The 26,329-nt window shown below is 73.1% G+C and carries 22 protein-coding genes; 7 read left to right on the forward strand and 15 right to left on the reverse strand.

Going from position 1 to position 26,329, the window contains the following annotated elements:
• Positions 1-71 precede the first annotated feature (71 nt).
• On the forward strand, positions 72-1,535 hold the full coding sequence (locus K7854_RS12620; protein ID WP_226026534.1) for a PAS domain-containing protein: 1,464 nt from the start codon (positions 72-74) through the stop codon (positions 1,533-1,535).
• Positions 1,536-1,704: 169 nt separating this feature from the next.
• Here the strand turns inward: K7854_RS12620 and K7854_RS12625 are convergent, their stop codons facing one another.
• Positions 1,705-2,289 carry a DinB family protein gene (locus K7854_RS12625; RefSeq protein ID WP_226026535.1) on the reverse strand — a complete coding sequence of 195 codons (585 nt, stop codon included), beginning with the start codon at positions 2,287-2,289 and terminating at the stop codon, positions 1,705-1,707.
• A 665-nt stretch (positions 2,290-2,954) separates the two neighbouring features.
• Here K7854_RS12625 and iscB point away from each other — a divergent pair.
• Complete coding sequence (gene iscB / locus K7854_RS12630) at positions 2,955-3,668, forward strand: RNA-guided endonuclease IscB (protein WP_264087253.1); 714 nt, start codon at positions 2,955-2,957, stop codon at positions 3,666-3,668.
• Positions 3,669-4,502: 834 nt separating this feature from the next.
• Here the strand turns inward: iscB and K7854_RS12635 are convergent.
• The gene (locus tag K7854_RS12635) at positions 4,503-5,603 is read right to left on the reverse strand and encodes a citrate synthase 2 (protein WP_226026537.1); all 1,101 of its coding nucleotides are present in this window, start codon (positions 5,601-5,603) and stop codon (positions 4,503-4,505) included.
• Between the two features lie 241 nt (positions 5,604-5,844).
• Here K7854_RS12635 and pdxH point away from each other — a divergent pair, with 241 nt between their 5' ends.
• Positions 5,845-6,549, forward strand: a complete 705-nt coding sequence (gene pdxH / locus K7854_RS12640; RefSeq protein ID WP_226026538.1) for a pyridoxamine 5'-phosphate oxidase — start codon at positions 5,845-5,847, stop codon at positions 6,547-6,549.
• 18 nt (positions 6,550-6,567) lie between these two features.
• Here pdxH and K7854_RS12645 read toward each other — a convergent pair whose 3' ends face one another.
• From K7854_RS12645 to K7854_RS12695, 11 genes are all read right to left on the reverse strand, one after another.
• Positions 6,568-7,146 (reverse strand): hypothetical protein, encoded by a 579-nt coding sequence (locus K7854_RS12645; protein ID WP_226026539.1) that lies wholly within the window; start codon positions 7,144-7,146, stop codon positions 6,568-6,570.
• Between the two features lie 51 nt (positions 7,147-7,197).
• Positions 7,198-7,827: a TetR/AcrR family transcriptional regulator gene (locus K7854_RS12650; protein WP_226026540.1), complete on the reverse strand. Its 630-nt coding sequence runs from the start codon at positions 7,825-7,827 to the stop codon at positions 7,198-7,200.
• A complete protein-coding gene (locus K7854_RS12655) occupies positions 7,815-8,549 on the reverse strand; it encodes an enoyl-CoA hydratase family protein (protein WP_226026541.1) in 735 nt (244 codons plus the stop codon). Before K7854_RS12655 ends, K7854_RS12650 begins: the two co-directional genes overlap by 13 nt.
• Positions 8,546-10,114, reverse strand: coding sequence for a 4-coumarate--CoA ligase family protein (locus tag K7854_RS12660; protein ID WP_226026542.1), 1,569 nt, complete (start codon positions 10,112-10,114; stop codon positions 8,546-8,548). The genes K7854_RS12655 and K7854_RS12660 overlap by 4 nt, the downstream gene beginning before the upstream one ends.
• Before the next feature lie 60 nt (positions 10,115-10,174).
• Entirely contained in the window at positions 10,175-11,323 is a 1,149-nt protein-coding gene (locus K7854_RS12665) for an acyl-CoA dehydrogenase family protein (RefSeq protein WP_226026543.1), read from the reverse strand.
• 80 nt (positions 11,324-11,403) lie between these two features.
• Positions 11,404-13,248 (reverse strand): acetyl/propionyl/methylcrotonyl-CoA carboxylase subunit alpha, encoded by a 1,845-nt coding sequence (locus tag K7854_RS12670; RefSeq protein ID WP_226026544.1) that lies wholly within the window; start codon positions 13,246-13,248, stop codon positions 11,404-11,406.
• A gap of 13 nt (positions 13,249-13,261) precedes the next feature.
• Entirely contained in the window at positions 13,262-14,860 is a 1,599-nt protein-coding gene (locus tag K7854_RS12675; protein WP_226026545.1) for an acyl-CoA carboxylase subunit beta, read from the reverse strand.
• Positions 14,861-14,978: 118 nt separating this feature from the next.
• Positions 14,979-16,649, reverse strand: a complete 1,671-nt coding sequence (locus tag K7854_RS12680) for an acyclic terpene utilization AtuA family protein (RefSeq protein WP_226026546.1) — start codon at positions 16,647-16,649, stop codon at positions 14,979-14,981.
• Positions 16,646-17,458 (reverse strand): TIGR03084 family metal-binding protein, encoded by an 813-nt coding sequence (locus K7854_RS12685; protein ID WP_226026547.1) that lies wholly within the window; start codon positions 17,456-17,458, stop codon positions 16,646-16,648. Before K7854_RS12685 ends, K7854_RS12680 begins: the two co-directional genes overlap by 4 nt.
• Before the next feature lie 156 nt (positions 17,459-17,614).
• Complete coding sequence (locus tag K7854_RS12690) at positions 17,615-19,426, reverse strand: serine/threonine-protein kinase (protein ID WP_226026548.1); 1,812 nt, start codon at positions 19,424-19,426, stop codon at positions 17,615-17,617.
• Between the two features lie 127 nt (positions 19,427-19,553).
• Positions 19,554-20,573 (reverse strand): EamA family transporter, encoded by a 1,020-nt coding sequence (locus K7854_RS12695; RefSeq protein ID WP_226026549.1) that lies wholly within the window; start codon positions 20,571-20,573, stop codon positions 19,554-19,556.
• A gap of 195 nt (positions 20,574-20,768) precedes the next feature.
• On the opposite strand from K7854_RS12695, the gene K7854_RS12700 reads away from it, so the two are divergent.
• Together K7854_RS12700 and K7854_RS12705 are read left to right on the forward strand one after the other, a co-directional pair.
• Positions 20,769-21,221, forward strand: coding sequence for an NUDIX hydrolase (locus tag K7854_RS12700; RefSeq protein ID WP_226026550.1), 453 nt, complete (start codon positions 20,769-20,771; stop codon positions 21,219-21,221).
• 94 nt (positions 21,222-21,315) lie between these two features.
• The gene (locus K7854_RS12705; RefSeq protein ID WP_226026551.1) at positions 21,316-21,936 is read left to right on the forward strand and encodes a dihydrofolate reductase family protein; all 621 of its coding nucleotides are present in this window, start codon (positions 21,316-21,318) and stop codon (positions 21,934-21,936) included.
• Between the two features lie 14 nt (positions 21,937-21,950).
• Here K7854_RS12705 and K7854_RS12710 read toward each other — a convergent pair whose 3' ends face one another.
• The gene (locus K7854_RS12710; RefSeq protein WP_226026552.1) at positions 21,951-22,478 is read right to left on the reverse strand and encodes a DinB family protein; all 528 of its coding nucleotides are present in this window, start codon (positions 22,476-22,478) and stop codon (positions 21,951-21,953) included.
• A 199-nt stretch (positions 22,479-22,677) separates the two neighbouring features.
• Between K7854_RS12710 and K7854_RS12715 the strand changes: the two genes are divergently transcribed.
• Entirely contained in the window at positions 22,678-23,322 is a 645-nt protein-coding gene (locus K7854_RS12715) for a dihydrofolate reductase family protein (protein WP_226026553.1), read from the forward strand.
• Between the two features lie 16 nt (positions 23,323-23,338).
• Here K7854_RS12715 and K7854_RS12720 read toward each other — a convergent pair whose 3' ends face one another.
• The gene (locus K7854_RS12720; protein WP_226026554.1) at positions 23,339-24,937 is read right to left on the reverse strand and encodes an FG-GAP and VCBS repeat-containing protein; all 1,599 of its coding nucleotides are present in this window, start codon (positions 24,935-24,937) and stop codon (positions 23,339-23,341) included.
• A gap of 216 nt (positions 24,938-25,153) precedes the next feature.
• Between K7854_RS12720 and K7854_RS12725 the strand changes: the two genes are divergently transcribed.
• Positions 25,154-26,317 carry an alpha/beta hydrolase family protein gene (locus K7854_RS12725; protein WP_226026555.1) on the forward strand — a complete coding sequence of 388 codons (1,164 nt, stop codon included), beginning with the start codon at positions 25,154-25,156 and terminating at the stop codon, positions 26,315-26,317.
• Positions 26,318-26,329: the final 12 nt, after the last annotated feature.

The raw sequence follows: 26,329 nt of genomic DNA on the forward strand, positions 1-26,329 counted from the left end.
GAGTTTCCGCAGTACAACGATTTCCGCGAAGTTGCGGGAACCCGGTGTGTGCTGCATCACGTTCGAGTTGAATGAAGGCCAGTGAGCGAACCGACGTACGGTACGGCGGACGCAGCCTGCAGGGGGTCCAGGTGAGTGCTTCGCGGCGTAGTGGGACCACCGACGAGCTGGGGCCGGACGAGCCGGAGCAGCCCGAGCGGGACGGCGCGGACCTGCTGGCCGCGCTCCTCGACGGCATGGACGCGGCCCTGTGCGCCTTCGACGCGGACGGGGTCGTGACCCACTGGAACCGCGAGGCGGAGCGGATCCTGGGCTGGAGCGCGGCCGAGGCCGTGGGGCGGCAGGGCTTCGCCGGGTGGGCCGTGCGCAGCGCGGACGCCGGGGAGGTGGAGGAGCGGCTGCTGTCGGCCATGCGGGCGCCGGGACGCCAGGTGCACGAGTTCGCGCTGCTGACCAAGGACGGCGGCCGGGTGCTGGTGCGCACCCAGTCCGCGGCGGTGCGCGGTCCCGACGGCAGGCCCGCGGGGGTGTACTGCGCGTTCAGCGAGGTGCACGCGCAGATCGACCTGGAGCGGTCCATCGCGCTGAGCGAGGCCCTGCTGGAGGACGCGAGCTGGGGCGTGGTCCTGGTGGACGCGGACCTGCGCCCCGCCGTCGTCAACGCGCACGCGGCCCGGGCACTCGGAGCCGGGCGCACCTCCGTACTGGGGCGGCCGCTCGGCGATCTGCTCGCCCAGGGCGTCGAGGAGCTGGAGAACGCGCTCACGCACGTCCTGGCCGAGGGCGCGCCGCCCGGGCCCGCCGAGGTGTGGGTGAGCCTGCGCACGCCGGAGGGCGAGCGCCGCCGGTGCTGGCGCAGCGGATTCGTGCGGCTGGCCTCGCCGCTCGCGGAGGAGCCGGTGCCGCTGGGTGTCGGCTGGCTGTTCCAGGACGTCACGGAGTCGAAGCAGGCCGAGCAGGAGGCGGCGCTACTGCGCTTCAGGGCCAATCAGCTGCACCGGGCGGCGCGTGCCGCGGCCGAGTGCGAGGACCCGGCGGAGGCAGCCGTCGTCCACCTGGACTTCGCGCTGGCCGGGTTCGCCGACCACGCCCTGATCGACCGGGTGGTGGGCGGGGCGGCCTCGGACACCGACGCCGCGGAGCCGGTGCGGCTGGTGCGGGTCGCGGCCACCCCGTCCGGCGCGCCGGGGCCCGCCGTGCCGTCCGGGACGACGGGGCTGCCGGTGCGTTACGGCGAGGGCCACCCGGCCGTGCAGTGCGTGGAGCGGGCGGGTTCGGTGCGGGCCAGCGCCGGGGTGCGGACGGTCCCGGCCGAGCAGGTGCGCCGGTGGGCCACGGCCCGCCAGTGGCCGGAGGACACGGTGCACGGCCTGTGCGCGGTGCTGCGCAGCCGCGGCCGGACACTGGGCGTCGTCACCTTCCTGCGGGGCGCGGGACGCAGCGCCTTCGAGCGGCCGGACGCGATGTACGCCGAGGACGTGGCGGTCCGCATCGCCACCGCCCTGGACCTGGCCGGCACGGTGGAGCAGCGGTAGCCGGGGCGGGGCCCGTGGGGTGACTGCTTAGAACCCGAAGGAGTTGTGCGGCTCGGGGTCGGTCCGGAACAGCCGGGACAGCCGCCCGAGCGCACCGCCGACACGCCCAGTCAGCATGTGCAGTCGCGATCGAGGGCAGTAATCGGGCAACCGGCTCCCGGACTTCCTTCTATGCCTTGCCTGATGCGGCCGATCGGGCGGCCTGCTCGATTTTCGCGCGGTAGGTGGTGCGGGCGTCCTCATCGATCTGTGTCTCGTGTTCGGGGCGCATCCCGGTTCGGCCGTCGACGCCTTCGCGCAGGATGTCGGCGTGCCCGGCATGCCGGTTGGTCTCGCCGAGGACGTGGACCAGGATGGCGAACAGGTTCGTGTCGGCATGAGGCTCTGGCCACCACGGCACGTGGCCGGGGGCATCGAGGGCAAGCTCGTCGATCGTCGCGTCCGAGCGTTCCCACGTGCGCCGATAGAACCCGATGATCTGATCGCGTGTTTCGTCCGCAGCCACCCACAGATCACTGCCGTCGTGGTCCTGCCACCGGGGCAGTGGTTCCGGGGACGGCCGGTCGAAGACCTCGCCGAAGTACCTGGCCTCGACGCTGGCCACGTGTTTGACCAGACCGAGGAGGTTCGTTCCGGTCACGGTCAAAGGTCGGCGGGCGTCGTACTCGGACAGGCCGTCGAGTTTCCAGAGCAGCGCCTTGCGGTCCCGCCGCAGTCTCTCGTGCAGGCTGTTCTTCGCGGATTCATCGACCATGCGGCCTGAGCCTGCCACGGGCTACTCACGGCCTCAAGATCCCGTATGCGGACCGCAACGACCGGCAGAACCGAACCCGGCCGTGGCCACCGCCCTGGGATTCCCAAGAAACTTGCCACACGAGACGACCCCTTAGCACTATTCGCATCCAAATATCGATAAAATCAACCACTCCACACAAATAGAGGTATTTCTAGAACCTTTCTCCGTTCCTGATCTTTCTGGCATTAGAGTCAATCGCGCCATAGAAGGGAGGTCACCCGCCCCCCCCGCCGAAAGGTCGTCGGGTGACCAGCCCGAGTCGTCACGGTCGGACGGACCAGGGAGGTGCCCCGATGACTACGTTTCCTACAGGTGAGCGGACCCACCAAGCTGTGCTTCCTCAGCAGCCTGCTCTGGAATCCGTGGGAGCAGACACCCCAGGGGGCAGGGACGAAACGGCTCACGGACACCCCGGAACGAACCGGGGCACCGATAGGGAACATGGGCGAGGGGAGACCGGCGAGCGACACACCATCGCCCGCCGGCGGCACGCCAAGAGCGCCGCCAAGGCGGCGAAGGCGGCAGAGAGCGGGAGCGGTGACGCTCCCACACCCAATCAGGTTTATGCGGGCGGCGTCGGCGCTGCAAGGGTCTTCGTGCTGTCGAAGGACGGGAGGCCCCTCATGCCCTGTCACCCTGCTCGTGCCCGGCAGCTACTGGCGCGCGGCAGGGCCGCGATCGCCCGCCGGATCCCCTTCGTCATCCGGTTGAAGGACCGTACACACGGGGAATCAGACGTTGTCGGCGTACAACTCCGCGTCGACCCGGGCTCCAGGGGCACAGGTTTCGCCCTCACCGACGAGAAGAGGGAAGTCGGCGCGGACGGTGCCCGTGTCACCGTCCGTCGCGGGCTGTTCTCGATGGAGCTCCGGCACCGCGGTGATCAGATCCGCTCCCGCATGCGACAGCGTTCGGGCTACCGGCGACGGAGACGCTCGGCCAACCGCCGCTACCGCGCACCGCGCTCGCTCAACCGCATGCGGCCCGCCGGGTGGCTGCCGCCTTCCGTGCGCCACCGCGTCGACACAACCTTCGCCCTGGCTGCCCGCCTGAGTCGTTACGCCCCGATCACCGAGATCAACGTCGAACGGGTGGCCTTCGACATGCACCAGGAAGGCAACCCGGCTCCGGCACCCATCCGCACGCGTCTCCGAGACGCGTGGCACAACACCTGCGCATACTGCGGTGTCGCCGGGGTCCGTCTCAACGTCGAGCACGTCAAACCGCGGAGCAGAGGAGGCTCCAGCCGCATCTCCAACCTCGTCGTCTCCTGCGTACCTTGCAACCAGGCAAAAGGGAGCCGCTCCGTGCAGACCTTCCTGGCTCACCAGCCCTAACGGCTCGCCGCGGTCCTCCGGCAAATCCAGGCGCCCCTCGACGATGCCGCCGCAATCAATGCCATCTCGCCCCGCCTTCTCGAAGCACTCCGTACCCTCGGCAAGCCCGTTCACGGCTGGTCGGGCCGCCTCACCAAGGCAACCCGCGAGTTCTCCGGCCTCGAAAAGACCCACACCCTGGATGCCCTCTCGGTCGGGCGCCTTGATCACAGCAAGGGGGACCGTATCGTCCGGTTCACGGAACGCGTACTCGTGGCCAAGGCCACCGGACGCGGTTCGTATGCGCGGACCACCCCGGATCGGTACGGGTTCCCTCGTCTGCGACGACCACGCACCAAACAGCACTTCGGCTTCAGTACGGGTGACCTCGTGCGGGCCACAGTGCCCACCGGCAGCTGGGCGGGGACTTGGACGGGCCGGGTATCGGTCCGCGCGAGGGGCCAGCACAGCATCACCACGCGGACGGGCCGGATCAACGTGTTCCACACGCATCTTCAGGTGCTGCAACGGGGCGATGGATACCTGTACAGCACCCGTGAGGAGCCCGTGCGCTCCGCCTGTCGAAAAAAGAGGTTGATCGAAGGCCAACGCGTTCCTAATGTGGGCCCCACACCGAAAGGAGGTGATCCGGCGAATGTATGACAACCGGACGCGTGAGGTGGCTGCGGGCTAGCGGCCCGGCACCACACGGAGTGCGGCGCCGGACCAGCGCGTGACAGACGCGTGCAGCCGGCCCAATCCCAAGCAGTCACCCGACCCGCGAGTCGCCGGTACGTCCGGCCGGCTCCTCCACGGAGGAACCAGACTCGCGGGTCGTCTGCGTTCGCGGGGCGGTCAGTCCGCGATGTCGGCGTAGCCCTCGATGTCGTGCGGGTCGCGGGTGCCGGGGCCCACGTAGCGGGCGGAGGGGCGGACCAGGCGGCCGGTGCGCTTCTGCTCCAGGATGTGGGCGGACCAGCCGGCGGTGCGGGCGCAGGTGAACATCGAGGTGAACATGGGTGCCGGGACCTCGGCGAAGTCCAGCATGATGGCGGCCCAGAACTCGACGTTGGTGGCCAGTACCCGGTCGGGGCGGCGGGCGTGCAGTTCGGCCAGGGCAGCCTTTTCCAGGGCCTCGGCGACCTCGTAGCGCGGGGCACCCAGTTCGCGGGCGGTGCGGCGCAGGACGCGGGCGCGCGGGTCCTCGGCGCGGTAGACGCGGTGGCCGAAGCCCATGAGGCGTTCGCCGGCGTCGAGGGTCTTCTTGACGTAGGCCTCGGCGTCGCCGGTGCGCTCGATCTCCTCGATCATGTGCAGGACGCGGGAGGGGGCGCCGCCGTGCAGCGGTCCCGACATGGCGCCCACGGCCCCGGAGAGGGCGGCGGCCACGTCCGCGCCGGTGGAGGCGATGACGCGGGCGGTGAAGGTGGAGGCGTTCATGCCGTGCTCGGCGGCGGAGGTCCAGTAGGCGTCGACGGCGGCGACGTGCTTGGGGTCGGGCTCGCCGCGCCAGCGGATCATGAAGCGTTCGACGATGGACTCCGCCTTGTCGATCTCGCGCTGCGGGACCATGGGCAGGCTCTGGCCGCGCGCCGACTGGGCGACGTAGGACAGGGCCATGACGGCGGCGCGGGCCAGGTCGTCGCGGGCCTGGGCGGCGTCGATGTCCAGCAGGGGTTTGAGGCCCCAGGCGGGGGCGAGCATGGCGAGGGCGGACTGGACGTCGACCCTGATGTCGCCGGAGTGCACGGGGATGGGGAAGGGCTCGGCGGGCGGCAGGCCGGGGTTGAAGGCCCCGTCGACGAGCAGGCCCCAGACGTTGCCGAAGGAGACGTGCCCGACCAGGTCCTCGATGTCGACGCCGCGGTAGCGCAGGGCGCCGCCCTCCTTGTCGGGTTCGGCGATCTCCGTCTCGAACGCGACGACTCCCTCTAGCCCGGGTACGAAGTCGGACATCAGGCGGCTCCTCGTGATCAGTGGTGTACGGCGACCTGGGCGGAGACGGTGCGGCGCCTCCATGGATCCACGGTCGTGTCCCCGACTCGCGGTCCCGGCGGTCATCCCTGTGATGCCCCGTACGGCCGTCGGTCATCCGGCCGGAGCGGGACCAAGCACCATATCTCCGGGTGCCAGGTTTGGGGAGTGGGTGCGGCACTCGGTGCCATCCCCGGTCGGGTGGCGGGGCGGATGCGGCAGGATGGGCGGCGTGACCGATCGCGAAGCCGATTCCGCCGTCCCCGCCGCCGACCCGGTGCCCTTCGATCTCGCCTCGATGCGCAAGCAGTACCGGGCCGAGGGGCTGTCCGAGACCGGGCTGGCGGCGACGCCCGTCGAGCAGTTCGCGCGCTGGTTCAAGCAGGCGGCGACGGACGGCGGGCTGTTCGAGCCGAACGCCATGGTGGTCTCCACGGCGGACTCCGGGGGGCGGCCCAGCTCCCGCACGGTGCTGCTGAAGCACTTCGACGAGCAGGGTTTCGTCTTCTACACCAATTACGACTCCCGCAAGGCGCGCGAGCTGGACGCGAATCCGTACGTCTCGCTGCTGTTCCCCTGGCATCCGATGGCCCGGCAGGTCGTGGTCACGGGCGTGGCGCGCCGCACCGGGCGGGACGAGACCGCCGCGTATTTCCGGACCCGGCCGCACGGCTCCCAGCTGGGTGCCTGGGCGAGCGTGCAGTCCTCGGTGGTGGCGGGCCGCGGTGCGCTGGACGCGGCGTACGCCGAGCTGGCGGCGCGCTATCCGGAGGGCGAGCAGGTGCCGGTGCCGCCGCACTGGGGCGGGTTCCGGGTGGTGCCTCAGGCGGTGGAGTTCTGGCAGGGCCGGGAGAACCGGCTGCACGACCGGCTGCGGTACGTGGCGGAGGGCGGCGGGAGCTGGCGGGTGGAGCGGCTGAGTCCGTGACGGGTCCCGGCGCCTGGCCTACAGCTTGCCCCACAGGTAGGCCGTGCGGTGGCCGTCGAGGACGGCGGCCAGGCGGGCCCGGAAGTCGTCGCTGAGTTCGGGCCAGTTCCAGAACTCCAGGCCGAGGTGGCCGGCGGCCAGCCGGTCGTCGGCCCACAGCCATGCGGTCAGGGGGACGTCGCGGGCGCAGGCGGGGCAGGTCACGTCGGCGTCTGCGGGGCCGTCCTGCCAGTCGGTGATCGCGGAGGCGAAACGGGGCCAGACGGTCTCCTCGGTGTCCGCGTCCGACAGGTCGATGGTGGTGCGGCAGTGCGGGCAGGTCACGGCTTCGGGTTCGTCCTGGCCGCTGTCGAAGACGGTGCGTCCGATGTGCACGGCGAGCCCGTCGTGCGGTTCCCCGTCGGGGTCGTCGTCGGTCACCGCCCGGCTCCAGTGGGGGCCGGGCGGGTGTCCGAGGGGCTGTCCGAGGACGCAGACCGAGCGGTCGGCGAGGACGATGCCCTCGCTCACCAGCCACGCGACCGCGCGCTCGGCGAGTTCCGTGGCCTCCGCCTCGCCGGCGTCGAGGTCGACGATCGTCTGGAAGTAGTCACCCATGGCCGGGACAGTAGCGGCCGGCACCGACAGTGCCCCGGTGCGGGGCGCCGGTCACGGGGCCAGCGCCGCGTCCAGCAGCCGCGCCCACTGCTCCACCACTCGCTCCCGGCGGGCCCCGTCGTCGGTGAGGAGGTTGGCGAGGCCGAGGCCGCGGGCCATGTCGAGGAGGCCCTGGACGGTTTCGCGGGCGCCGGGGCGGGACTCGTCGGCGCCGAGGAGGTCGACGGCGATGCGGTGGGTCTCGCGGCCGACGCGGGCCTCCAGTTCGGTGACCCTCTCGCGCAGCTGTTCCTCGTTGGAGGCGGCCACCCACAGGTGCAGGGCGGCGCGGAAGAGCGGGCCGGTGTAGAGGTCGACGAGGGCGGCGACCACGGCGCGGCGGTCACCGGCGGCGGTGCCCTCGGGGAACAGGGCGCGCAGGGCGAGGGAGCGTTCCTCGGCGACGTATTCCACAGCCGCCGTGAAGAGGTCCTCGCGGGTGGGGAAGTGGTGCTGGGCGGCGCCGCGGGAGACGCCGGCGTGTTCGGCGACGACGGAGACCGTGGACCCGGCCCAGCCGTGTTCGGCGAGGCAGGCCACGGCTGCTTCCAGGAGGCGCTGCCGGGTGGCCCGGCTGCGGTCCTGCTTGGGAACGCGCTCCGCGCGGTCGGCCGTGTGCACGGCGCCGCTCACACCACCCATTCCGGATCCCGTCGTTCGAGGAAGGCCGTCATCCCCTCGCGGGCCTGCGGGGAGGCGAACAGCCGGGCCGAGAGCGCGGTCAGGTGGGCCGCGTCCCGGTCGAAGGCCTCCAGCACCCTAGCCGTGAGCAGCCGTTTCGTCTCGGCCAGGCCCTGCGGTGAGGCACGGCGCACACCGTCGAGTACGGGTTCCAGTACGGCGTCCACGTCCTCGGCCGCCGCGGTGACCAGGCCGGTCCTGGCGGCCTCGGCGGCGTCGAAGCGTTCGCCGGTGAGGTAGTGGCGGGCGAGGGCGCGGGGGTCGGTGCGGGGCAGGAGGGTGAGGGAGATGACGGCGGGGGCGACGCCGATGCGGACCTCGGTGAAGGCGAAGGTGGACGCGGTGGAGGCGGCCGCGATGTCGCAGGCGCCGAGCAGGCCGAGGCCGCCCGCGCGGACGTGTCCGTCGACGCGGGCGACGACGGGCTTGGGCAGCTCGACGAGCTGTCTGAGCAGGGCGACCAGGGCGTCGGGCTCGGGCGGGTCGCGCAGGTCGGCGCCGGCGCTGAAGGTGGTGCCGGTGTGGGTGAGGACGACCGCGCGGACGCCGGGGTCCCGGTCCGCGTCGGTGAGGGCGGCGGCCAGGTCGCCGACGAGGGCGGCGGAGAGGGCGTTGCGGTTGTGCGGGGAGTCGAGGGTGAGGGTCTCGATCCCGCGGTCCCGGGTGCGGGTGACGAGGCTCATGCGCGCTCCCGCAGTTCCCGGCGGAGGATCTTGCCGCTGGCCGCCCGGGGCACGCCGTCGACGAAGGTGACCTTGCGGACGCGTTTGTAGGGGGCGACGCGTTCGGCGACGTACATCATGATCTCGCCCTCCGCGAGGTCGGGGGCGGCCGGCCGGCGTACGACGAAGGCGTGCGGTACTTCGTTGCCGTCGGCGTCGTACGCGCCGACGACGGCCGCGTCGGTGATGCCGGGGTGGGTGAGCAGGAGGGCTTCGAGTTCGGCGGGGGCCACCTGGAAGCCCTTGTACTTGATCAGTTCCTTGACCCGGTCGACGACGTACAGCCAGCCGTCGGCATCGACGTGTCCGACGTCGCCGGTGTGCAGCCAGCCGTCGGTGTCGATCATGGCGGCGGTGGCGTCGGGGCGGCCCAGGTAGCCCTTCATGACCTGGGGGCCGCGGATGAGGATCTCCCCGGACTCGCCGGCGGGGAGGTCCTTGCCGGGGTCGGTGAGGGAGACGATGCGCATCTCGGTGCCGGCGATGAGCTTGCCGACGGTGCCGGGCGGCGCGTCGGCCATGGCGTCCAGAGGGACGACGTGGGTGCCCGGGGACAGTTCCGTCATGCCGTAGGCCTGGCCGACGGGGGGCAGGCCGAGCCGCCGGGAGCAGGCGGCGGCGAGGCGGGCGTCCAGCGGGGCGGCGGCGCTGACGACGTACTTCAGCGAGGAGAGGTCGTAGTCGGCGACCAGGGGGTGCTTGGCGAGGGCCAGGACGATCGGCGGGGCGACGTAGAGGCTGGTGATGCGGTGGTTCTGGATGGCGGCGAGGAACTGCTCCAGGTCGAAGCGGGGCAGCACGACGACGGTGGCGCCGAGCCTGAGCGGGGCGTTCATCAGGGCGGTGAGGCCGTAGATGTGGAAGAACGGCAGCACGGCCAGGACGCGGTCGCCGGGCGCGGCCGGCATGAGGGGTTCGAGCTGGGCGAGGTTGGTGGCGATCTGCCGGTGGGTGAGCATGACGCCCTTGGGGGTGCCGGTGGTGCCGGAGGAGTACGGCAGGGCGGCGACGTCGTCGGCCGGGTCGATCGCGACGGACGGTTCGGGCGCGGTCGACGCGAGCATGTCGACGAGGGAGCGGTGCCCGGGCGCGCTGTCGCAGACCAGGATCTCCTGGACGCCGCCCGCGAGTCCGGCGGCCCGGCGGGCGGTGTCCAGGAGCGGTGAGACGGTGACGATCCAGCGGGCCGCGCTGTCCTTCAGCTGCTTGGCGAACTCCTCGGCGGTGGCGAGCGGGTGCACGGTGGTGACGGAGGCGCCCGCGCGGGTGGCGGCGTAGAAGGCCAGCGGGAAGGCGACGGTGTTGGGGCTGTGCAGGGCGAGGACGTCGCCCTTGCGCACGCCGGTCTCGGCGAGGGCGGCGGCGACGCGCCGGTGGAACCGGTCCACCTGCTCGTAGGTGAGGGTGGTGCCGTCGGTGCCGTCGATCAGCGCCGGGGTGCTGCCGAAGGCGGCGGCCCCGCCGAGCACCGCGTCGTGGATGGGCAGGTCGACGGGCGGGACGTCTGCGTACTCGCTGCGGAACACGGTTCCTCCAACGCGGGCTGGATACGGCCTCGTACGGGCCCGTTACTGGCCTAGTACCGCCTAGTACGACTTGGGCAGGCCCAGGGTCTGGTGGGAGACGTAGTTGAGGATCATCTCCCGGCTCACGGGGGCGATACGGGCGACGCGCGAGGCGGTGATCAGCCGGGCGAGCCCGAACTCGCGGGTGAGGCCGTTGCCGCCGAGGGTGTGCACGGCCTGGTCGACGGCCTTCACACAGGCCTCCCCGGCGGCGTACTTGGCCATGTTGGCGGCCTCGCCCGCGCCGACGTCGTCGCCGGCGTCGTAGAGGTGCGCCGCCTTCTGCATCATCAGGCGGGCGAGTTCGAGGTCGATGTGCGCCTGGGCGAGGGGGTGCGCGATGGCCTGGTGGGCGCCGATGGGGGTCTTCCAGACGGTGCGCTCGCGGGCGTACTCGACGGCGCGGGAGAGGGCGTAGCGGCCCATGCCGATGCCGAACGCGGCCGTCATCACGCGCTCGGGGTTGAGGCCGGCGAAGAGCTGGAGGAGCCCCGCGTCCTCGTCCCCGACCAGGGCGTCGGCGGGCAGCCGTACGTCGTCGAGGGTGAGTTCGAACTGCCGCTCCACGGCGTTGAGTTCCATGTCGATGGGGCGACGCTCGAAGCCGGGGGCGTCGCGCGGGACGATGAACAGGCAGGGCTTCAGCCTGCCGGTGCGGGCGTCCTCGGTGCGGCCGACGATCAGGGTGGCGTCGGCGATGTCGACGCCGGAGACGAAGACCTTGCGGCCGGTGAGGATCCAGTCCCCGGTGGCCGGGTCGCGGCGGGCGGTGGTGGTGATGCGGTGGCTGTTGGAGCCGGCGTCGGGTTCGGTGATGCCGAAGGCCATCAGGCGGGTGCCGTCGGCGAGGGACGGGAGCCACGCGCGCTTCTGCTCCTCGGTGCCGAAGCGGGCGATGACGGTGCCGCAGATCGCCGGGGAGACGATCATCATGAGGAGGGGGTTGCCGGCGGCGCCCAGTTCTTCGAGGACGAGGGAGAGTCCGGTGATGCCGGCGCCGCCTCCGCCGTATGCCTCCGGCAGGTTGACGCCTATGTAGCCGAGCTTGGCCGCGTCCTGCCAGAGGCGTTTGCCGTCTTCGGCGTTGGTGGTGTGGGGGTGGGTTTGGGCGAAGGCCGCAACCGCTTCGCGGAGGGACTTGTGCTCGTTGGATTCGATGAGGGTGGTCACTGTGCTCCTTCGGGTGCGGGTTCGTCGTGGCTGGTCGCGCTCACGCGGCGGAGCCGCATATTCAATGCAGCCCCGCACCCCTAGGTTGCTTGTACTACCGCCAGCACAGAACCGACCGTCACTTGCTGCCCCGGTACGGCGTTCAGCTTGGCCAGTGTTCCCGTGGCCGGGGCGGTGATCCGGTGTTCCATCTTCATGGCCTCCAGCCACAGCAACGGCTGGCCCGCCTGGACGGTAGTGCCCTCCGTCAGTCCCTCCGCGACGCGGACGACCGTGCCCGGCATGGGGGCCAGGAGGGAGCCGGGGGCGTGCTGGGCGGCGGGGTCGGGGAAGCGGGGCAGGGCGGTGAGGCGGGTGGAGTTGACGTGGACGTCGTCGCCGTAGCGGGCGACGGCGAAGCGGCGCTGTACGCCGTCCGTTTCGAGGACGACCCGTTCGGCGTCGGCGTGCACGACGCGGACGCCGTCGGCGGTGAGTCCGGTGCGAGTGTGCCGGTAACAAACCTCGTGCTCCTCGCCCGCCATGGCGTAGCGCTTGACCTGCGGCTGGGAGGGCAGGTTGCGCCAGCCGCCGAAGCGGCCCCGGCGGGCGGCCGCGTCGGCGAGGGCGGCGGCGAGCGGGGCGAGGGGGTCGGGGGCGGACCGCGTCAGGTCGGCCAGGTGGCGGTCGTAGAAGCCCGTGTCCATGCGGCCGGAGGTGAACTCCTCGTGGCGCAGCGAGCGGACGAGCAGTTCGCGGTTGGTGACCGGGCCGTGGATCGCCGCCCGTTCCAGGGCTCCGGCGAGGCGGCGGACGGCCTCCGCGCGCGTGGGTGCGTGGGCGACCGCCTTGGCGAGCATCGGGTCGTAGTGGACGCCGATGTCGTCGCCGTCGGTGTAACCGGTGTCCAGGCGGATGCCGTCCGGGACGGCCAGGCGGTGCAGGCGTCCGGTCTGCGGCGCCCAGCCGTGCGCCGGGTCCTCGGCGTACAGGCGGGCCTCGACGGCGTGGCCACGCGCGCGCGGGGGATCGCTTTCGAGGGCGTGCCCTTCGGCGACGCGGAGCTGGAGGGCGACGAGGTCGATACCGAAGACCGCCTCCGTGACCGGGTGTTCGACCTGGAGGCGGGTGTTCATCTCCAGGAAGTGCGCCCTGCCGTCGGCGACGAGGAACTCGACGGTGCCGGCGCCGGCGTAGTCGACGGCGCGGGCGGCGCGTACGGCGAGGTCGTGGAGTTCGGCGGTGAGTTCGGGGGTCAGGCCGGGTGCCGGGGCTTCCTCGATCACCTTCTGGTGGCGGCGCTGGAGGGAGCAGTCGCGGGTGCCGAGCGCCCACACCGTGCCGTGGGTGTCGGCGAGGATCTGCACCTCGACGTGGCGGCCGTTCTCCAGGTAGGGCTCGACGAAGACCTCGCCGTCGCCGAAGGCGCTGGTGGCCTCGGCGCGGGCGGCGGTCAGTGCGGCGTCGAGGTCGGCGAGGTCCCGCACGACACGCATGCCGCGGCCGCCGCCACCGGCCGCCGCCTTGACCAGCACCGGCAGGTCGGCCTCGGTGACGTCGGTGAGGGGCGCGATGCCCAGGAGTTCCTTGGCGCGGGTCTTGGACGCCATCGCCTCGATGGCCTCGGGCGGCGGTCCGATCCACACCAGCCCCGCGTCCCGTACGGCGCGGGCGAAGTCGGCGTTCTCGGAGAGGAAGCCGTACCCGGGGTGGACGGCGTCGGCTCCGGCGGCGAGGGCGGCCTTCACGATCGCCTCGCCGCGCAGATACGTCTCGGCGGGCGTCGCCCCCGGCAGCCGTACGGCCGTGTCGGCCACGCGCGCGTGGAGGGCGTTCGCGTCGGGGTCCGAGTGCACCGCGACGGTCCGGATGCCCAACTCGCGGCAGGTGCGGAAGACCCGGCAGGCGATCTCGCCGCGGTTGGCGACGAGCACGGAAGTGATCACTGGTCTCTCACCCTCACATTCGGAAGACGCCGAAGCCGCCCCGGGCGCCCTCGTAGGGGGCGGTGTGGACGGCGGACAGGCACAGGCCGAGGACGGTGCGGGTGTCGCGCGGGTCGATGACGCCGTCGTCGTAGAGCCGCCCGGAAAGGAACATGGGCAGCGACTCGGACTCGATCTGCTGCTCGACCATGGCGCGCAGCGCGGCGTCGCCCTCGTCGTCGTACGGCTGTCCCTTCGCGGCGGCGGACTGGCGGGCGACGATGGACAGGACCCCGGCGAGCTGCTGCGGGCCCATGACGGCGGACTTGGCGCTGGGCCAGGCGAAGAGGAAGCGGGGGTCGTAGGCGCGGCCGCACATACCGTAGTGCCCGGCGCCGTAGGAGGCGCCCAGGAGGACGGAGAGGTGGGGGACGCGGGAGTTGGAGACCGCGTTGATCATCATGGCGCCGTGCTTGATGATGCCGCCCTGCTCGTACTCCCTGCCCACCATGTAGCCGGTGGTGTTGTGGAGGAAGAGGAGTGGGATGTCGCGCTGGTTGGCGAGCTGGATGAACTGGGCGGCCTTCTGCGACTCCGCGCTGAACAGGACCCCCTGGGCGTTGGCGAGGATGCCCACCGGGTAGCCGTGCAGGGTCGCCCACCCGGTGGTCAGGCTGGTCCCGTACAGGGGCTTGAACTCGTCGAAGTCGGAGGCGTCGACGATCCGGGCGATCACCTCGCGCGGGTCGAAGGGGGCCTTGAGGTCGGCGGGGACGATGCCGAGCAGGTCTTCCGGGTCGTACTTGGGCGGCTCGGCGAGGGGCGGATCGGCGTACGCCTTGCGGTGGTTGAGGCGGGCGACCACCCGGCGGGCCTGGCGCAGGGCGTCCGGCTCGTCGACGGCGAAGTGGTCGGCGAGGCCGGAGGTGCGGGCGTGCATCTCGGCGCCGCCCAGCGACTCGTCGTCGCTCTCCTCGCCGGTGGCCATCTTGACCAGCGGCGGCCCGCCGAGGAACACCTTGGCGCGCTCCTTGACCATGATGGTGTGGTCGGACATGCCGGGGATGTAGGCGCCCCCGGCGGTGGAGTTGCCGAAGACGACGGCGATGGTCGGGATGCCGGCCGCCGACAGCCGGGTGAGGTCGCGGAAGATCGCGCCGCCCGGGATGAAAATCTCCTTCTGGGAGGGCAGGTCGGCGCCGCCGGACTCGACGAGGCTGATGCAGGGCAGCCGGTTGGCGAGGGCGATGTCGTTGGCGCGCAGGGCCTTCTTCAGCGACCAGGGGTTGCTGGCGCCGCCGCGCACCGTGGGGTCGTTGGCGGTGATCAGGCACTCGACGCCCTCGACGACGCCGATGCCGGTGACGAGGGAGGCGCCGACCGTGTACTCGCTGCCCCAGGCCGCCAGCGGCGACAGCTCCAGGAAGGGCGTGTCGGGGTCGAGGAGCAGCTCGATGCGTTCGCGGGCGAGGAGCTTGCCGCGTTTCCGGTGCCGGGCGACGTACTTCTCGCCGCCGCCCGCGAGGGCCTTGGCGTGCTCGGCGTCCAGGTCGGCGAGCTTGGCGAGCATCGCCTCGCGGCGGGCTCGGTGCTCGGGGTCGGCGGGGTCGAGGGCGGAGGCGAGGACGGTCACGGCAGGACCTCCGGGGCGGGGGTGTACAGCGGGACGGTCACAGGAGGGCCTCCGGGACTGGGGGCGTGCGGCGGACGGTCACAGCAGGCCTTCGGGGCGGGGGAGTGTGGCGGGACGGTCACAGCAGGACCTCCGGGATGTCCAGGTGCCGGGCGCGCAGCCATTCGCCGAGCGCCTTGGCCTGCGGGTCGAAACGGGCCTGCGCGGCGACGCCCGCGCCGAGGATGTTCTCGACGACGAAGTTGAGGGCGCGCAGGCTGGGAAGCTGGTGCCGGGTGACGGGCAGGTCGCGGGCCTCGGGGACCAGTTCGCGGAACCGGTCGGCGGTCAGCTCGTGGGCGAGCCAGCGCCAGGCCTCGTCGGTCCGCGCCCACACACCGACGTTGGCGTTGCCGCCCTTGTCGCCGCTGCGGGCCCCGGCGACCAGGCCGAGGGGGGCGCGGCGGACCGGGCCGGGCGGGAGGGGCGGCGGCAGGGGTGGTTCCGGTACGGCGTGGAGTACGGCGGTGTCCTGGGCGGCCGGCACCGGGATCCGCCGCCCGTCATGGAGGACGGCCACATGGTCGACGGCCCCATGGGGGACGTACACATCCTCGAAGACCCCATAGGGTGCGCCCTTCCCAGGTGGTGCGAGCACATGGAACCCGGGGTAGCTCGCGAGGGCCAGCTCGATCGCGGCGCCGCTCAACGCCCGCCCCACGACCTGCTGGTCGGCGTCCCGGACGACGAGCCGCAGCAGGGCGCTCGCCGTCTCCTCGGTCGGGGCGTCGGGCCGGTCGGTGCGGACCAGGTCCCAGCGGACGTCGGCGGCCTTGCCGAGCGCCGGCTCCATCTGGTCCCGCACCAGCGCGGCCTTGGCCTCGATGTCGAGGCCGGTGAGGACGAAGGCGACCTCGTTGCGGAAGCCGCCGAGGCGGTTCAGGCCGACCTTGAGGGCGGGCGGCGGTGCCTCGCCGCGCACCCCCTCGACGCGGACGCGGTCGGGTCCGTCCGGGATGAGCCGTACGGTGTCCAGCCGGGCGGTGACGTCGGGCCCGGCGTACCGGGCCCCGGCCGTCTCGTACAGCAGCTGGGCGGTGACCGTGCCGACGTCGACGAAGCCGCCGGTGCCGTCGTGCTTGGTGATGACCGAGGTGCCGTCGGCGTGCAGTTCGGCGAGCGGGAAGCCGGGCCGCCGTACGTCGCCGTCCTGGAAGAAGGCGTAGTTGCCGCCGGTCGTCTGCGCCCCGCACTCCAGCAGGTGCCCGGCGACGACCGCGCCGGCGAGCCGGTCGTACTCCGTCGGCGCCCAGCCGAAGTGCGCGACGGCGGGCCCGGTGACCAGCGCGGCGTCGGTGACGCGGCCCGTGACGACCACGTCCGCGCCGGCCCGCAGGCACGCGGCGATGCCGAAGCCGCCGAGGTAGGCGTGCGCGGCCAGCGCTCCCGGGTGGGCGGCGGTGAGGTCGTCGCCCTCGACGTGCGCGACGCGGACGGGGACGCCGAGCCGGTCGGCCAGCGCGCGTACGGCGTCGGCGAGACCGGCGGGATTGAGTCCCCCGGCGTTGGTGACGATCTTGACTCCCCGCTCGTGGGCGAGGCCGAGGCACTCCTCCAACTGCCGCAGGAAGGTGCGGGCATATCCGCCCTGCGGGTCCTTCAGGCGGTCGCGGCCGAGGATGAGCATGGTCAGTTCGGCGAGGTAGTCGCCGGTGAGGACGTCCAGCTCGCCGCCGGTGAGCATCTCGCGCATGGCGGAGAAGCGGTCGCCGTAGAAGCCGGAGGCGTTGCCGACGCGGAGCACGCTCACCGGGTCTCCCCCTGCGCCGGACGTCCGGCTCCCGGCGGGCGTCCGGCGCCCGGCGGTCCGGCGAAGGCCTGGGCGATGTCCAGCCAGCGGTCGGCGTCCGGGCCCTCGGCGGTGAGGGCGAGGTCGGCGCGGTGGGCGCGCTGGGTGGCGAGGAGGCAGAAGTCGAGCGCGGGGCCGGTCACCCGCTGAGGGGCGTCCTCGGGGCCGTACGTCCACAGGTCGCCGCCGGGGCCGGTGAGTTCGACGCGGAAGGGCTCGGCGGGCGGGGTGAGCCCGTGGGCGGCATAGGCGAAGTCCCGGGCGCGGACGCCGATGCGGGCGACGTGCCGCAGGCGGTCGGTGGGCGGGCGGGACACGCCGAGGGTGGCCGCGATGTCGAGGCCGTGCGCCCAGGTCTCCATCAGGCGGGCGGTGGCCATGGAAGCGGTGGCCATCGGCGGGCCGTACCAGGGGAAACGCGCACCGGGTGCGGCGGCGCGCAGTGCCCCGTCGAGGGCGGTGCGGCCTTGGCGCCAGGCGGTCAGCAGCGCGGCGGGGTCCTGCGCGGCCCCCGCCTCGGCGCCGTCGTCGACGTACCGGTCGGGGGCGGCGAGGGCCTGTTCGACCAGGCCCTTGAACCCCTCCTCGTCGGTGACGGCGACCAGGGCGGCCCGGTCGGTCCAGTTCAGGTGGGCGATCTGGTGGGCGATCGTCCAGCCGGGCGCCGGGGTGGCGAGCCGCCACTGCTCCGGACTCAACGTGCCTACCAGCGCGTCGAGTTCCTCGCCCTCCTCGCGCAGGTCGTCGATCACGGGCGTCGGGTCGGACACGGTCGCTCCCCTCGGGCACGGCGGCGTACTGGCGCGGTGTGGTGAGGAGCATGGCAGGGCGGCCGGTAACAATCAAGCACGCTTGCATGATTTTGGCGGGAGGCGAGAGGCGGGCGCCGGGGCCGTCGACGACCCCGGCTCGGCTCCCGCGCGGTCTCAGTTCTTCTCGGCCGGCCAGACCGTCGTGTCCATGGTGATGAAGGCGGCCTCCGGCAAGGCGGTCGACTTCACCTGGACAACCAACAGGGCGACATCTCCGTTGTCCCGTCTGACACAGATCTCCTGGCCGGCGGAGGCGGCGGCCAACGGGAGGCGGTGGACTGCGTCTCGGTCGGTCATGGCGCGGCACTCGTCGTACGTGGCGCCCGGGTCGCCGAACAGCATCGTGAAGACGCTGGTGTCACTCTCCAGGGCACAGCTCGCATTCGCGCAGTCGAAGCGGATGTCCCCCTTGCGGTCCTTGCGCATCGTGCCTTCGGTGAGGCTGATCGAGTTGTCGGCGTTCACCAGCAGGGCGCCGTGGGCGTGGGCCCGCGGCGTCGTCGTCCCGGCGGCGGAGCCGCCGGTCGCTCCGTCCGGCCGTCCGGCCGATGCGTCGGCCTCCGCGCCACCCCCAGACGCGGCGGCCTCCCCGGCCGCGGCCGAGCCCTTCGCCTGCGGGCGGGGCGTACCCGAGGCGGGATCGGACGCCGACGCCGACGCGGACGCGACCGCGTCCCGGGCCCGGTCGAGGCCCCGCCCCGCCGCGTCCAGCAGCGCCGTTCCCGCCGCGATCACCAGACCGCACGCGACGACGGCGGCCGCCGATATCAGGACGGCGCGTCTCCTGCGGCGCTTGCGCTCCTCCGGCCCGTCCGGCCGCCGCGGCACGGTCGGCCCGCCGGGGCCGAAGCCGCCCGGCCAGGGAGCGGGGCCACCCGGCCAGGGAACGGGGCCATCTGCCCAGGGCGCCGGGCCGGTCCCCTGCGGGACGGTCCCCTGCGGGGCGGTCCACGGCGCGGTGTGCACCGCGGTCGGGCCCGGGGCCGCGACCGGAGCCGCGGCGGTGGCCGGTCCGGTGGCCGCGGCCGGCGGCGGGACCGTCACCGGTGGCCCGGCGATCTCCCGCCACACGGCCGGACCGGCCTCGTCCCCGCCGTCCCGGCCCAGCTCCCGGCGGCACCACTCGACGATCTCCGCCGGGGTGGCCCGCTCCTCGGGGTCGGCGGCCAGGCACCGGCCGAGCAGGCCGCGCAGCCGCTCGGGCAGGCCGGACAGGTCGGGCTCGGAGTGCACGATCCGGTACAGCACGGTGGCGGCCGGTCCGTCGCCGTACAGCGGCTTGCCCAGGGCGGCGAAGGCGGCCGTCTGCCCGAGAGAGAAGACGTCGGTGGCCGCCGTGATGTCACCCGCGGAGGCCTGTTCGGGGGCCATGAACTGGGGCGTGCCGATGGTGGCGCCGGTGGCGGTGTGCGCGGTGCTGTCGGCGGCGAGCGAGATGCCGAAGTCGATGACCCGCGGTCCGTCGGGGGCCAGCAGTACGTTCGCCGGTTTGAGGTCCCGGTGCACGATCCCCGCCGCGTGGATGGCCTGCAGCGCCTCAGCGACGCCCGCCATCAGCCACAGCACCGCGGGCACCGGCAGCGGCCCGCTCCGGGCGACGGCGCCGGACAGGGAGGGCCCGGGCACGTACAGGGTGGCCAGCCAGGGCGGGGCGGCGTCCGGGTCGGCGTCGATCACTTCGGCGGTGTAGGCGCCCTTCACCCGCCGGGCCGCCTTGATCTCCCGGCCGAAACGCCGCCGGAAGGTCGCGTCGTCGGCCAGTTCCGACCGTACGACCTTGATGGCCACGGCCCGGCCGCCCCGGGTGTGCGACAGGTAGACCCGTCCCATGCCGCCCGCGCCGAGCCGGGCCGCGAGACGGTAACCGGCCACCGCGCGCGGATCGTCGTCCTGCAAGGGCTGGAAGACCTCGGCCGGGTGATTCATCGGTTCCTCCCCGTGATCCCGATGAGCTGACCAGGTACGCAGCCTATGCGGTGCGGGGACGGCCGGTGCCGTCGGGCCCGGTCGGCCGACCGGCCGGGCGGACGGACGGACGGACGGAGGCGTCGGGCTAGGGAACGTCGGGCAGCGCCTTGTCCCGGCGTCCTCCGGTCCGGCGTCCTCCGGTCCGGCGTCCTCCGGCCCGGCGCCCTCCGCCTCCGCGCCCCACCTGGGTCCGTACCGCGCCCATGCTCGCCGCGATGACCAGGGCGATGGCGGCGGACTGGGTGGCGGAGAGGGCCTGGTCGAGGATGAGGAAGCCGGCCGCCGCGGCGATGGCGGGCTCCAGGCTCATGAGGATCGCGAAGGTCGGCGCGGGCAGGCGGCGCAGGGCGAGGAGTTCGAGGGTGTAGGGCAGGACGGAGGAGAGCAGGGCTACCCCGGCGCCCAGCGCCAGCGTCACCGGGTCGATCAGCTTCGCCCCCGACTCGACGACGCCCAGCGGCAGGAACACCAGCGCGCCGACCGCCATCGCCAGGGCCAGCCCGTCGGCCTGCGGGAAGCGGCGTCCGGTGCGGGCGCTGAAGACGATGTACGCCGCCCACATGGCGCCGGCCGCCAGGGCGAAGGCGGCACCGGCCGGGTCGAGGCCGTCGAAGCCGCCGCCGCCCAGCAGGAAGACCCCGGCCAGGGCGAGCGCCGCCCAGACCAGGTTGACCGCGCGGCGGGAGGCGAAGACGGACAGGGCGAGCGGGCCGAGCACCTCCAGGGTGACGGCGGGGCCGAGCGGGATGCGGTCGACGGCCTGGTAGAAGAGGCCGTTCATACCGGCCATGGCGATGCCGAAGACGACGACCGTGCCCCAGTCGGCCCGGGAGTGGCCGCGCAGCCGGGGCCGGCAGACCAGGAGCATGACGACGGCGGCCACGGCCAGCCGCAGGGTCACCACGCCGAGCGCCCCGGCCCGCGGCATCAGGCTCACCGCCAGCGCGGCGCCGAACTGCACGGAGACGCCCCCGGCGAGGACCAGGCCGACCGGGCCGAGGGCACCGAACCGCCCGCCCGGCGCGTCTCCCGGCACAGATGCGTGACCTGCGGCGGTCGCGGCAGCCGGGGACGAGGTGCCGGGGGTGGCGCTGGGGGTACTCACGGGGGCTCCGAGGCGGTGGGTGAATGGGCATCGTTCAGTACGCTGCACTGCACGGTCCAGAGTAATGGACTCGGTCAGGCACGTAGCACTTTTACGCAACTGTCAGGGCCGGGACGTACGGCTGTCAACGCACGTCCGCCAGGCGAGCCGGGACCGCCCGGACCGGCCGCGCACCGGGCGGGTACCGTCCACCGGGTGAGACGACTCCTGACCCGCCTCTGGCGCCTGCTGCGCCCCGTCCAGAGCCGCGTGATGTGGCTGGTGAACGCCAAGTTCGTGGTCGGCGTGACCGGCGTCGTACGGGACGACGAGGGCCGGGTGCTGATGCTGAAGCACCGGATGTGGGCGCCGGGCCGCCAGTGGGGCCTGCCGAGCGGCTTCGCGCACAAGGGCGAGGACTTCCGGCAGACCCTCGTCCGGGAGGTCAGGGAGGAGACCGGCCTCGAGGTGGCGGCGGGCCGGCTGGTCATGCTGAACAGCGGGCTGCGCACCCGCCTGGAGGTGGCCTACGAGGCCCGGCTCCTGGGCGGCGAGCTGCGCCTGGACCCGTTCGAGATCCTGGAGGCCCGCTGGTGCCGCCCGGACGAGCTGCCCGAGGACGTCCAGCCGGTGTGCCGACCTCTGGTGCGGGGCGAGACGGTGCCCTGAAATCAGTTCGCCGGGGGTGTCGAAAGCGGCGGTGCCCGATCGACGCAGGGGTGAAGGCAGTGAAGGCAGTACACCCACCCGAGGAGGCACCCTCATGACCGCGACCGTGACCGCGGACCTGGCCATCACCCTCGACGGCTACGTCGCCGGCCCGAACGTCACCCTCGACAACCCGGGCGGCGACGGCGGCGAACCGATCTTCGACTGGATCCACACCCTGGCGAGCTGGCGGGAGCGCCAGGGCATGACCGGCGGCGCCGAGAACCGCGACTCGGAGCTGATGCGGGAGTGGTTCGACGCCACCGGAGCGGTGGTCATGGGACGGATGATGTACGACACGGGCGAGGAGTTCTGGGGCGACAACCCGCCCTTCCGCACGCCGGTGTTCGTCCTCACCCACCGCCCCCGTCCCACGCTGGTCAAGGAGGGCGGCACCAGCTTCACCTTCGTCACCGACGGCATCCACAGCGCCCTGGAGCAGGCCAGGGCCGCCGCCGGGGACCGGAACGTGGACATCGGGGGCGGCGCGCACACCGTGCGGCAATACCTCGCGGCCGGGCTCGTCGACGAACTCCAGCTGCACGTGGTGCCCACGCTCCTCGGCGACGGACTGCGCCTCTTCGAGGGGCTGGGGACGGGGCGGCGCGACCTGGAGCAGGTCAGGGTCGTCGAGACGCCCCTGGCCACCCACCTGAAGTACCGGTTCGCGAAGTGACCGGTCATCCCGGGTCATCCCATGCTCTTGGCCCCGTCCAGGGACTCCCGGATGATGTCGGCGTGTCCGGCGTGCTGGGCGGTCTCGGCGATGATGTGCATCAGCACCCGGCGCGCCGACCACTCGGTGTCGGACTCGAACCACGGCGCCTTCGGCAGCGGGTGCGAGGCGTCCAGGTCGGGGAGGGTGGCGATCAGCTCGTCGGTCCGCCGGGCCACCTCGGCGTAGTCGTCCAGCACACCGGCCAGCGTCTCGCCGGGCAGCATCCTGAACTCGTCGGCCCGCCGGGCGAAGTCCTCCTCGGTCATGTCCGCGAAGTCGCCCATCGCGGAGGGGCCGTCCACGATGAAGCCGGTCCAGTTCCGCTCGGCCGCGGTGACGTGCTTGATCAGGCCGCCCAGACACAGTTCACTGACCGTGGTCCGCAGCCCGGCCTGCTCGTCGGTGAGGTCGCGGACGGTGAAGCGCAGGAAGTGCCGGTGCTTGGCGAGGACCTCCAGCAGGTCGGCACGTTCGCCGGTGAGGTGCTCGGTGGTGATCATGGTGTTTCCGCCTTCCGATGTTCCTGCTCCGTCGGTGGAGCACCACGGTATGAACCTTGTAGGTCTATTCCTGTCCTAGATCGCGATCGTGCCCGCACGGGCTTCCGGCGGCGCCGCACGACGCGGCGATGAGTCTTCCCCGTCCGGCCGGTCCACCAGTTCGTCAAGTGATCAGAACGCGCTGAGCAGAAGGAGCGACATGACCCAGTTGCTGCGAGTCCAGAACTTCACCGTGTCGAGCGACGGGTTCGGTGCCGGTGAGGGCCAGAGCCTTGAGAAGCCGTTCGGCCACGCCGATCCGGGGAAACTCCTCGCCTGGGCCTTCGCCACCGACCACCCGCCCGTCGGCCCCTCCGGGCGGGGCAGCCGCGGACTGGACGACTACTTCACGCGGGACTACGCCCGCAACATCGGCGCCGAGATCATGGGCCGCAACAAGTTCGGGCCGCAGCGCGGGCCCTGGCAGGACCACGAGTGGCAGGGGTGGTGGGGCGACGAGCCCCCGTTCCACACGCCGGTGTTCGTCATGACGCACCACACGCGCCCGTCGTTCACGCTCTCCGACACCACGTTCCACTTCGTCGACGACGACCCGGCCACCGTGCTCGCCCGGGCGAAGGAGGCGGCGCGGGGCCGGGACGTCCGGCTCGGCGGCGGGGCCACGGTCATCCGGCAGTTCCTCGACGCCGGCCTGGTCGACACCCTGCACGTGGTGGTCGCGCCGACGAAGCTCGGTTCCGGGGCCCGGCTGTGGGAGTCCCCCGACGAACTGCTCGACCGGTTCCACCAGGACGTCGTGCCCAGCCCGAGCGGAGTGACGCACCACCTGTTCTGGCGGAAGTGATCCCCCGGGACCCGTCCTAGTGGGCGATCGACCCGCCGCCCATCAGCAGGTCCAGCCCCTCGGTGTCGTCGAAGGCGCCCTCGGTCAGCCGGGTGACGCCGGTCGCGGACGGTCCCTCGGCGGTGCCCGGCAGCAGGTACGCGACGCCCTCGGCCGTGTCACTGCCCGGCGCCGTCACCACGAGGTCGGCCCGTCCGTCGCCGTCCAGGTCGGTGAGGCCCACGGCGCCGCCGAAGTCGGCCTCCCCGTCCGGCGCGGCGCCGAGGTCGTCCCCGTCGAACAGCCGGGCACCCTCGCCGCCGAGGCCGTCCGGGCCGCCCGCCAGGAACAGCACCTGTTCGGGACCCGGCTCCCCGTACACGTCGTCCCACCGGGGAGCCCCGGCCACCACGTCCGCGTACCCGTCGCCGTTGACGTCCCCGGTGTCCAGGCTGGTGAAGACGGCGTCCTCGTCCTGGGGTTCCGCGCCCGGCACGCCGGGGGTGTCCCGGTCGACGGTCGCCGTCCTGCGCGTCCCCGGCCCGTCCTCCGCCCCGTACACCACCGTCACCGAGCTGCGGCTCGCGTCGCCGCCCCGGGGGCTGAGGACCAGGTCGCCGTACCCGTCGCCGTCCACGTCGCCGATCGCGCCCTCGCCCGCGTCGGGGAGCCGGACGTCCTCGGGCTGCGTGAAGCCGTCCCGGCCGCCGCGCAGGTAGCTCACCGGCTTGGTCCGGTCCCGCCAGGGCACCTCGGCCCCGGTGTCGGCGTCGTGGATGCTCACCAGGTCGTCGACGCCGTCGCCGTCGAGGTCCCCGGCGAGGAGGTCGTCGTAGTTCGCGCCCCGGACGTCCGGGGCGGGACGGCGCGGAGCGGGGACGGGTGCCGTCGCGGCGGGGGTGCCGTCCCGCTCGAAAGGCCCCTTGAGCAACCCCTTGCCGGAGCCGAGCCCGAAGACCAGGTCGGGGTGCCCGTCGCCGTCGAAGTCACCGGCGGCGAGCTGCTCGTCCAGGATCGGGTCAATGCCCCAGGGGACGTGGCTGCCGTCCGTCCCGGGCACCCGGACGCCGCGCGAGAGTCCGCCCTCGGAGCCCCACATGATGATCACGCTCGGCTTCCAGTCGAAGACGGAGGCGGCGAGGTCGGTGTACCCGTCCCCGTCCAGGTCGCGTGCCACGACGTCGCTCCCGAAGAACGCCTCGTCCCGGTTGCCGCCCGGTATCCCGGCGTCGTCCTGCGTCAGGTACTGGCACCGGGCGATCCCGGTCCCGTCCCCCGCCCCGTACGCGACCTCGATGCTCCCCCCGCCGTACCCGCCCGGCACGTCTCCCATCGAGCCGAGGGCCAGGTCCGGGTTCCCGTCCCCGTCGAAGTCGGCGACGCCGTCCGGCGCGGGCCGGTCCGACGCGGGGGCGGCGGACGCGGCAGCGGCGGACGCGGTGCTGTGGACTCCGCCCGTCCCGCACCCGTACGGCGCGGCGATGCCGGCCGGCCCGTCGTCAGCGATCACCATCCCCGCGGCCACCGCCAGGGCGACGACGGCCGCACCGCCCCCGGTCCCCCACGCCCGCCTGCCGCTCCACCACCGCGCGGCCGCCTCCGCCTGATCACCCGAACCGTCCATACGAACGATCACGCGACGATCGCGGCCCACGGTTCCGCCCCTCAGCCGGGCCGCCGCCCGACGGCCGGCAGCTGCGAACCGGCCGCGAGCGACTCCGAACGCCGCCTCCCACCGAGGCGGGTAGTCCCCACGGGGCATCCCGTCCGCCGTGATCGGACGACGGGAGGACGGCCAAGTACCCCCCGGGACCGACGCGTCGACCGCCTGTCGAGCCATAGCTTCGGCGGCATGACCGACCGAGCAAGCACCTCGCGCAGAACCGTCCTGACCGCACTGCTCGCGGGAGCCGTGTCCGTCCCGCTCCTGGGGGCCGCCCCCGCGTCGTCCGCACCCGCCGCCCCGGCGCTGGAGTTGCCCTCGCCCACCGGACCCCACCCCGTGGGCCGCCGCACCCTGCACCTCGTCGACCGGCACCGCGACGACCCCTGGGTGCCGACGGCGCGCGGCAGGGAGTTGATGGTGTCCGTGTCCTACCCGGCACGCCCGTCGGGCGGAGCCCCGGCGAGGTACATGACCGAGAGCGAGGCGCAACGGCTCCTGGAGGCCAAAGGACTCGCCGGGGTCGTGCCGGCGGCGACCGTCGCGGGGACGATGACGCACACGCAGGTGGACGCGCCCCCTGCGCCGGGACGCTTCCCGCTCGTACTGCTGTCCCCCGGTTTCTCCATGCCGCGCACCACGCTCACCGCGCTCGCCGCGGAGTTGGCCGCCCGCGGTTACGTCGTCGCCGCCGTGGACCACGCCTACGAGTCCGTCGGGACCCAGTTCCCCGGGGGCCGGGTCCCGCCGTGCGTGGCCTGCGACCGGGTCGGCGTCGACGTCGACGAGGCGGCGGTCGTGCGGGGCCGGGCCGCGGACCTGTCCTTCGTGATCGACCGGCTGACCGACCGCCGGAGGGCGGGGGCGCCGGCGCGCCTGATCGACCCGGGACGGATCGGTGTCGCCGGGCATTCGATCGGCGGAGCGGCGGCCATGGCGACGATGGAGGCCGACCGCCGGGTGCGGGCGGGCGTCAACCTGGACGGGGGCTTCTTCGTGCCGGACGCCGGGCACCGCATCGGCGGACGCCCGTTCATGATGGTCGGGGCCGAGGCCGTCCACGGTCCCGGCAACACCGCCAACGACTGGGCCGCCACCTACGACCGCCTGCACGGCTGGAAGCGTTGGCTGACCGTGTCCGGGGCCGGGCACTTCTCCTTCACCGACATCCCCTGGCTGGCGGAGCAGCTGGGGCTGCCCGATCCGGAGGTGCCGCTCTCGGGCGAGCGGGGCTGGTACATCACCCGCGACTACGTCCGCGCCTTCTTCGACCTGCACCTGCGGGGCATCTCCCAGCCCCTCCTCCACGGTCCCACGTCCTCCCACCCCGAGGTCGGGTTCCAACGGCCGTAGGAGACCTCACCG

It is taken from the genome of Streptomyces hyderabadensis, from assembly GCF_020404845.1.
In the GTDB taxonomy this organism is placed as follows: domain Bacteria; phylum Actinomycetota; class Actinomycetes; order Streptomycetales; family Streptomycetaceae; genus Streptomyces; species Streptomyces hyderabadensis.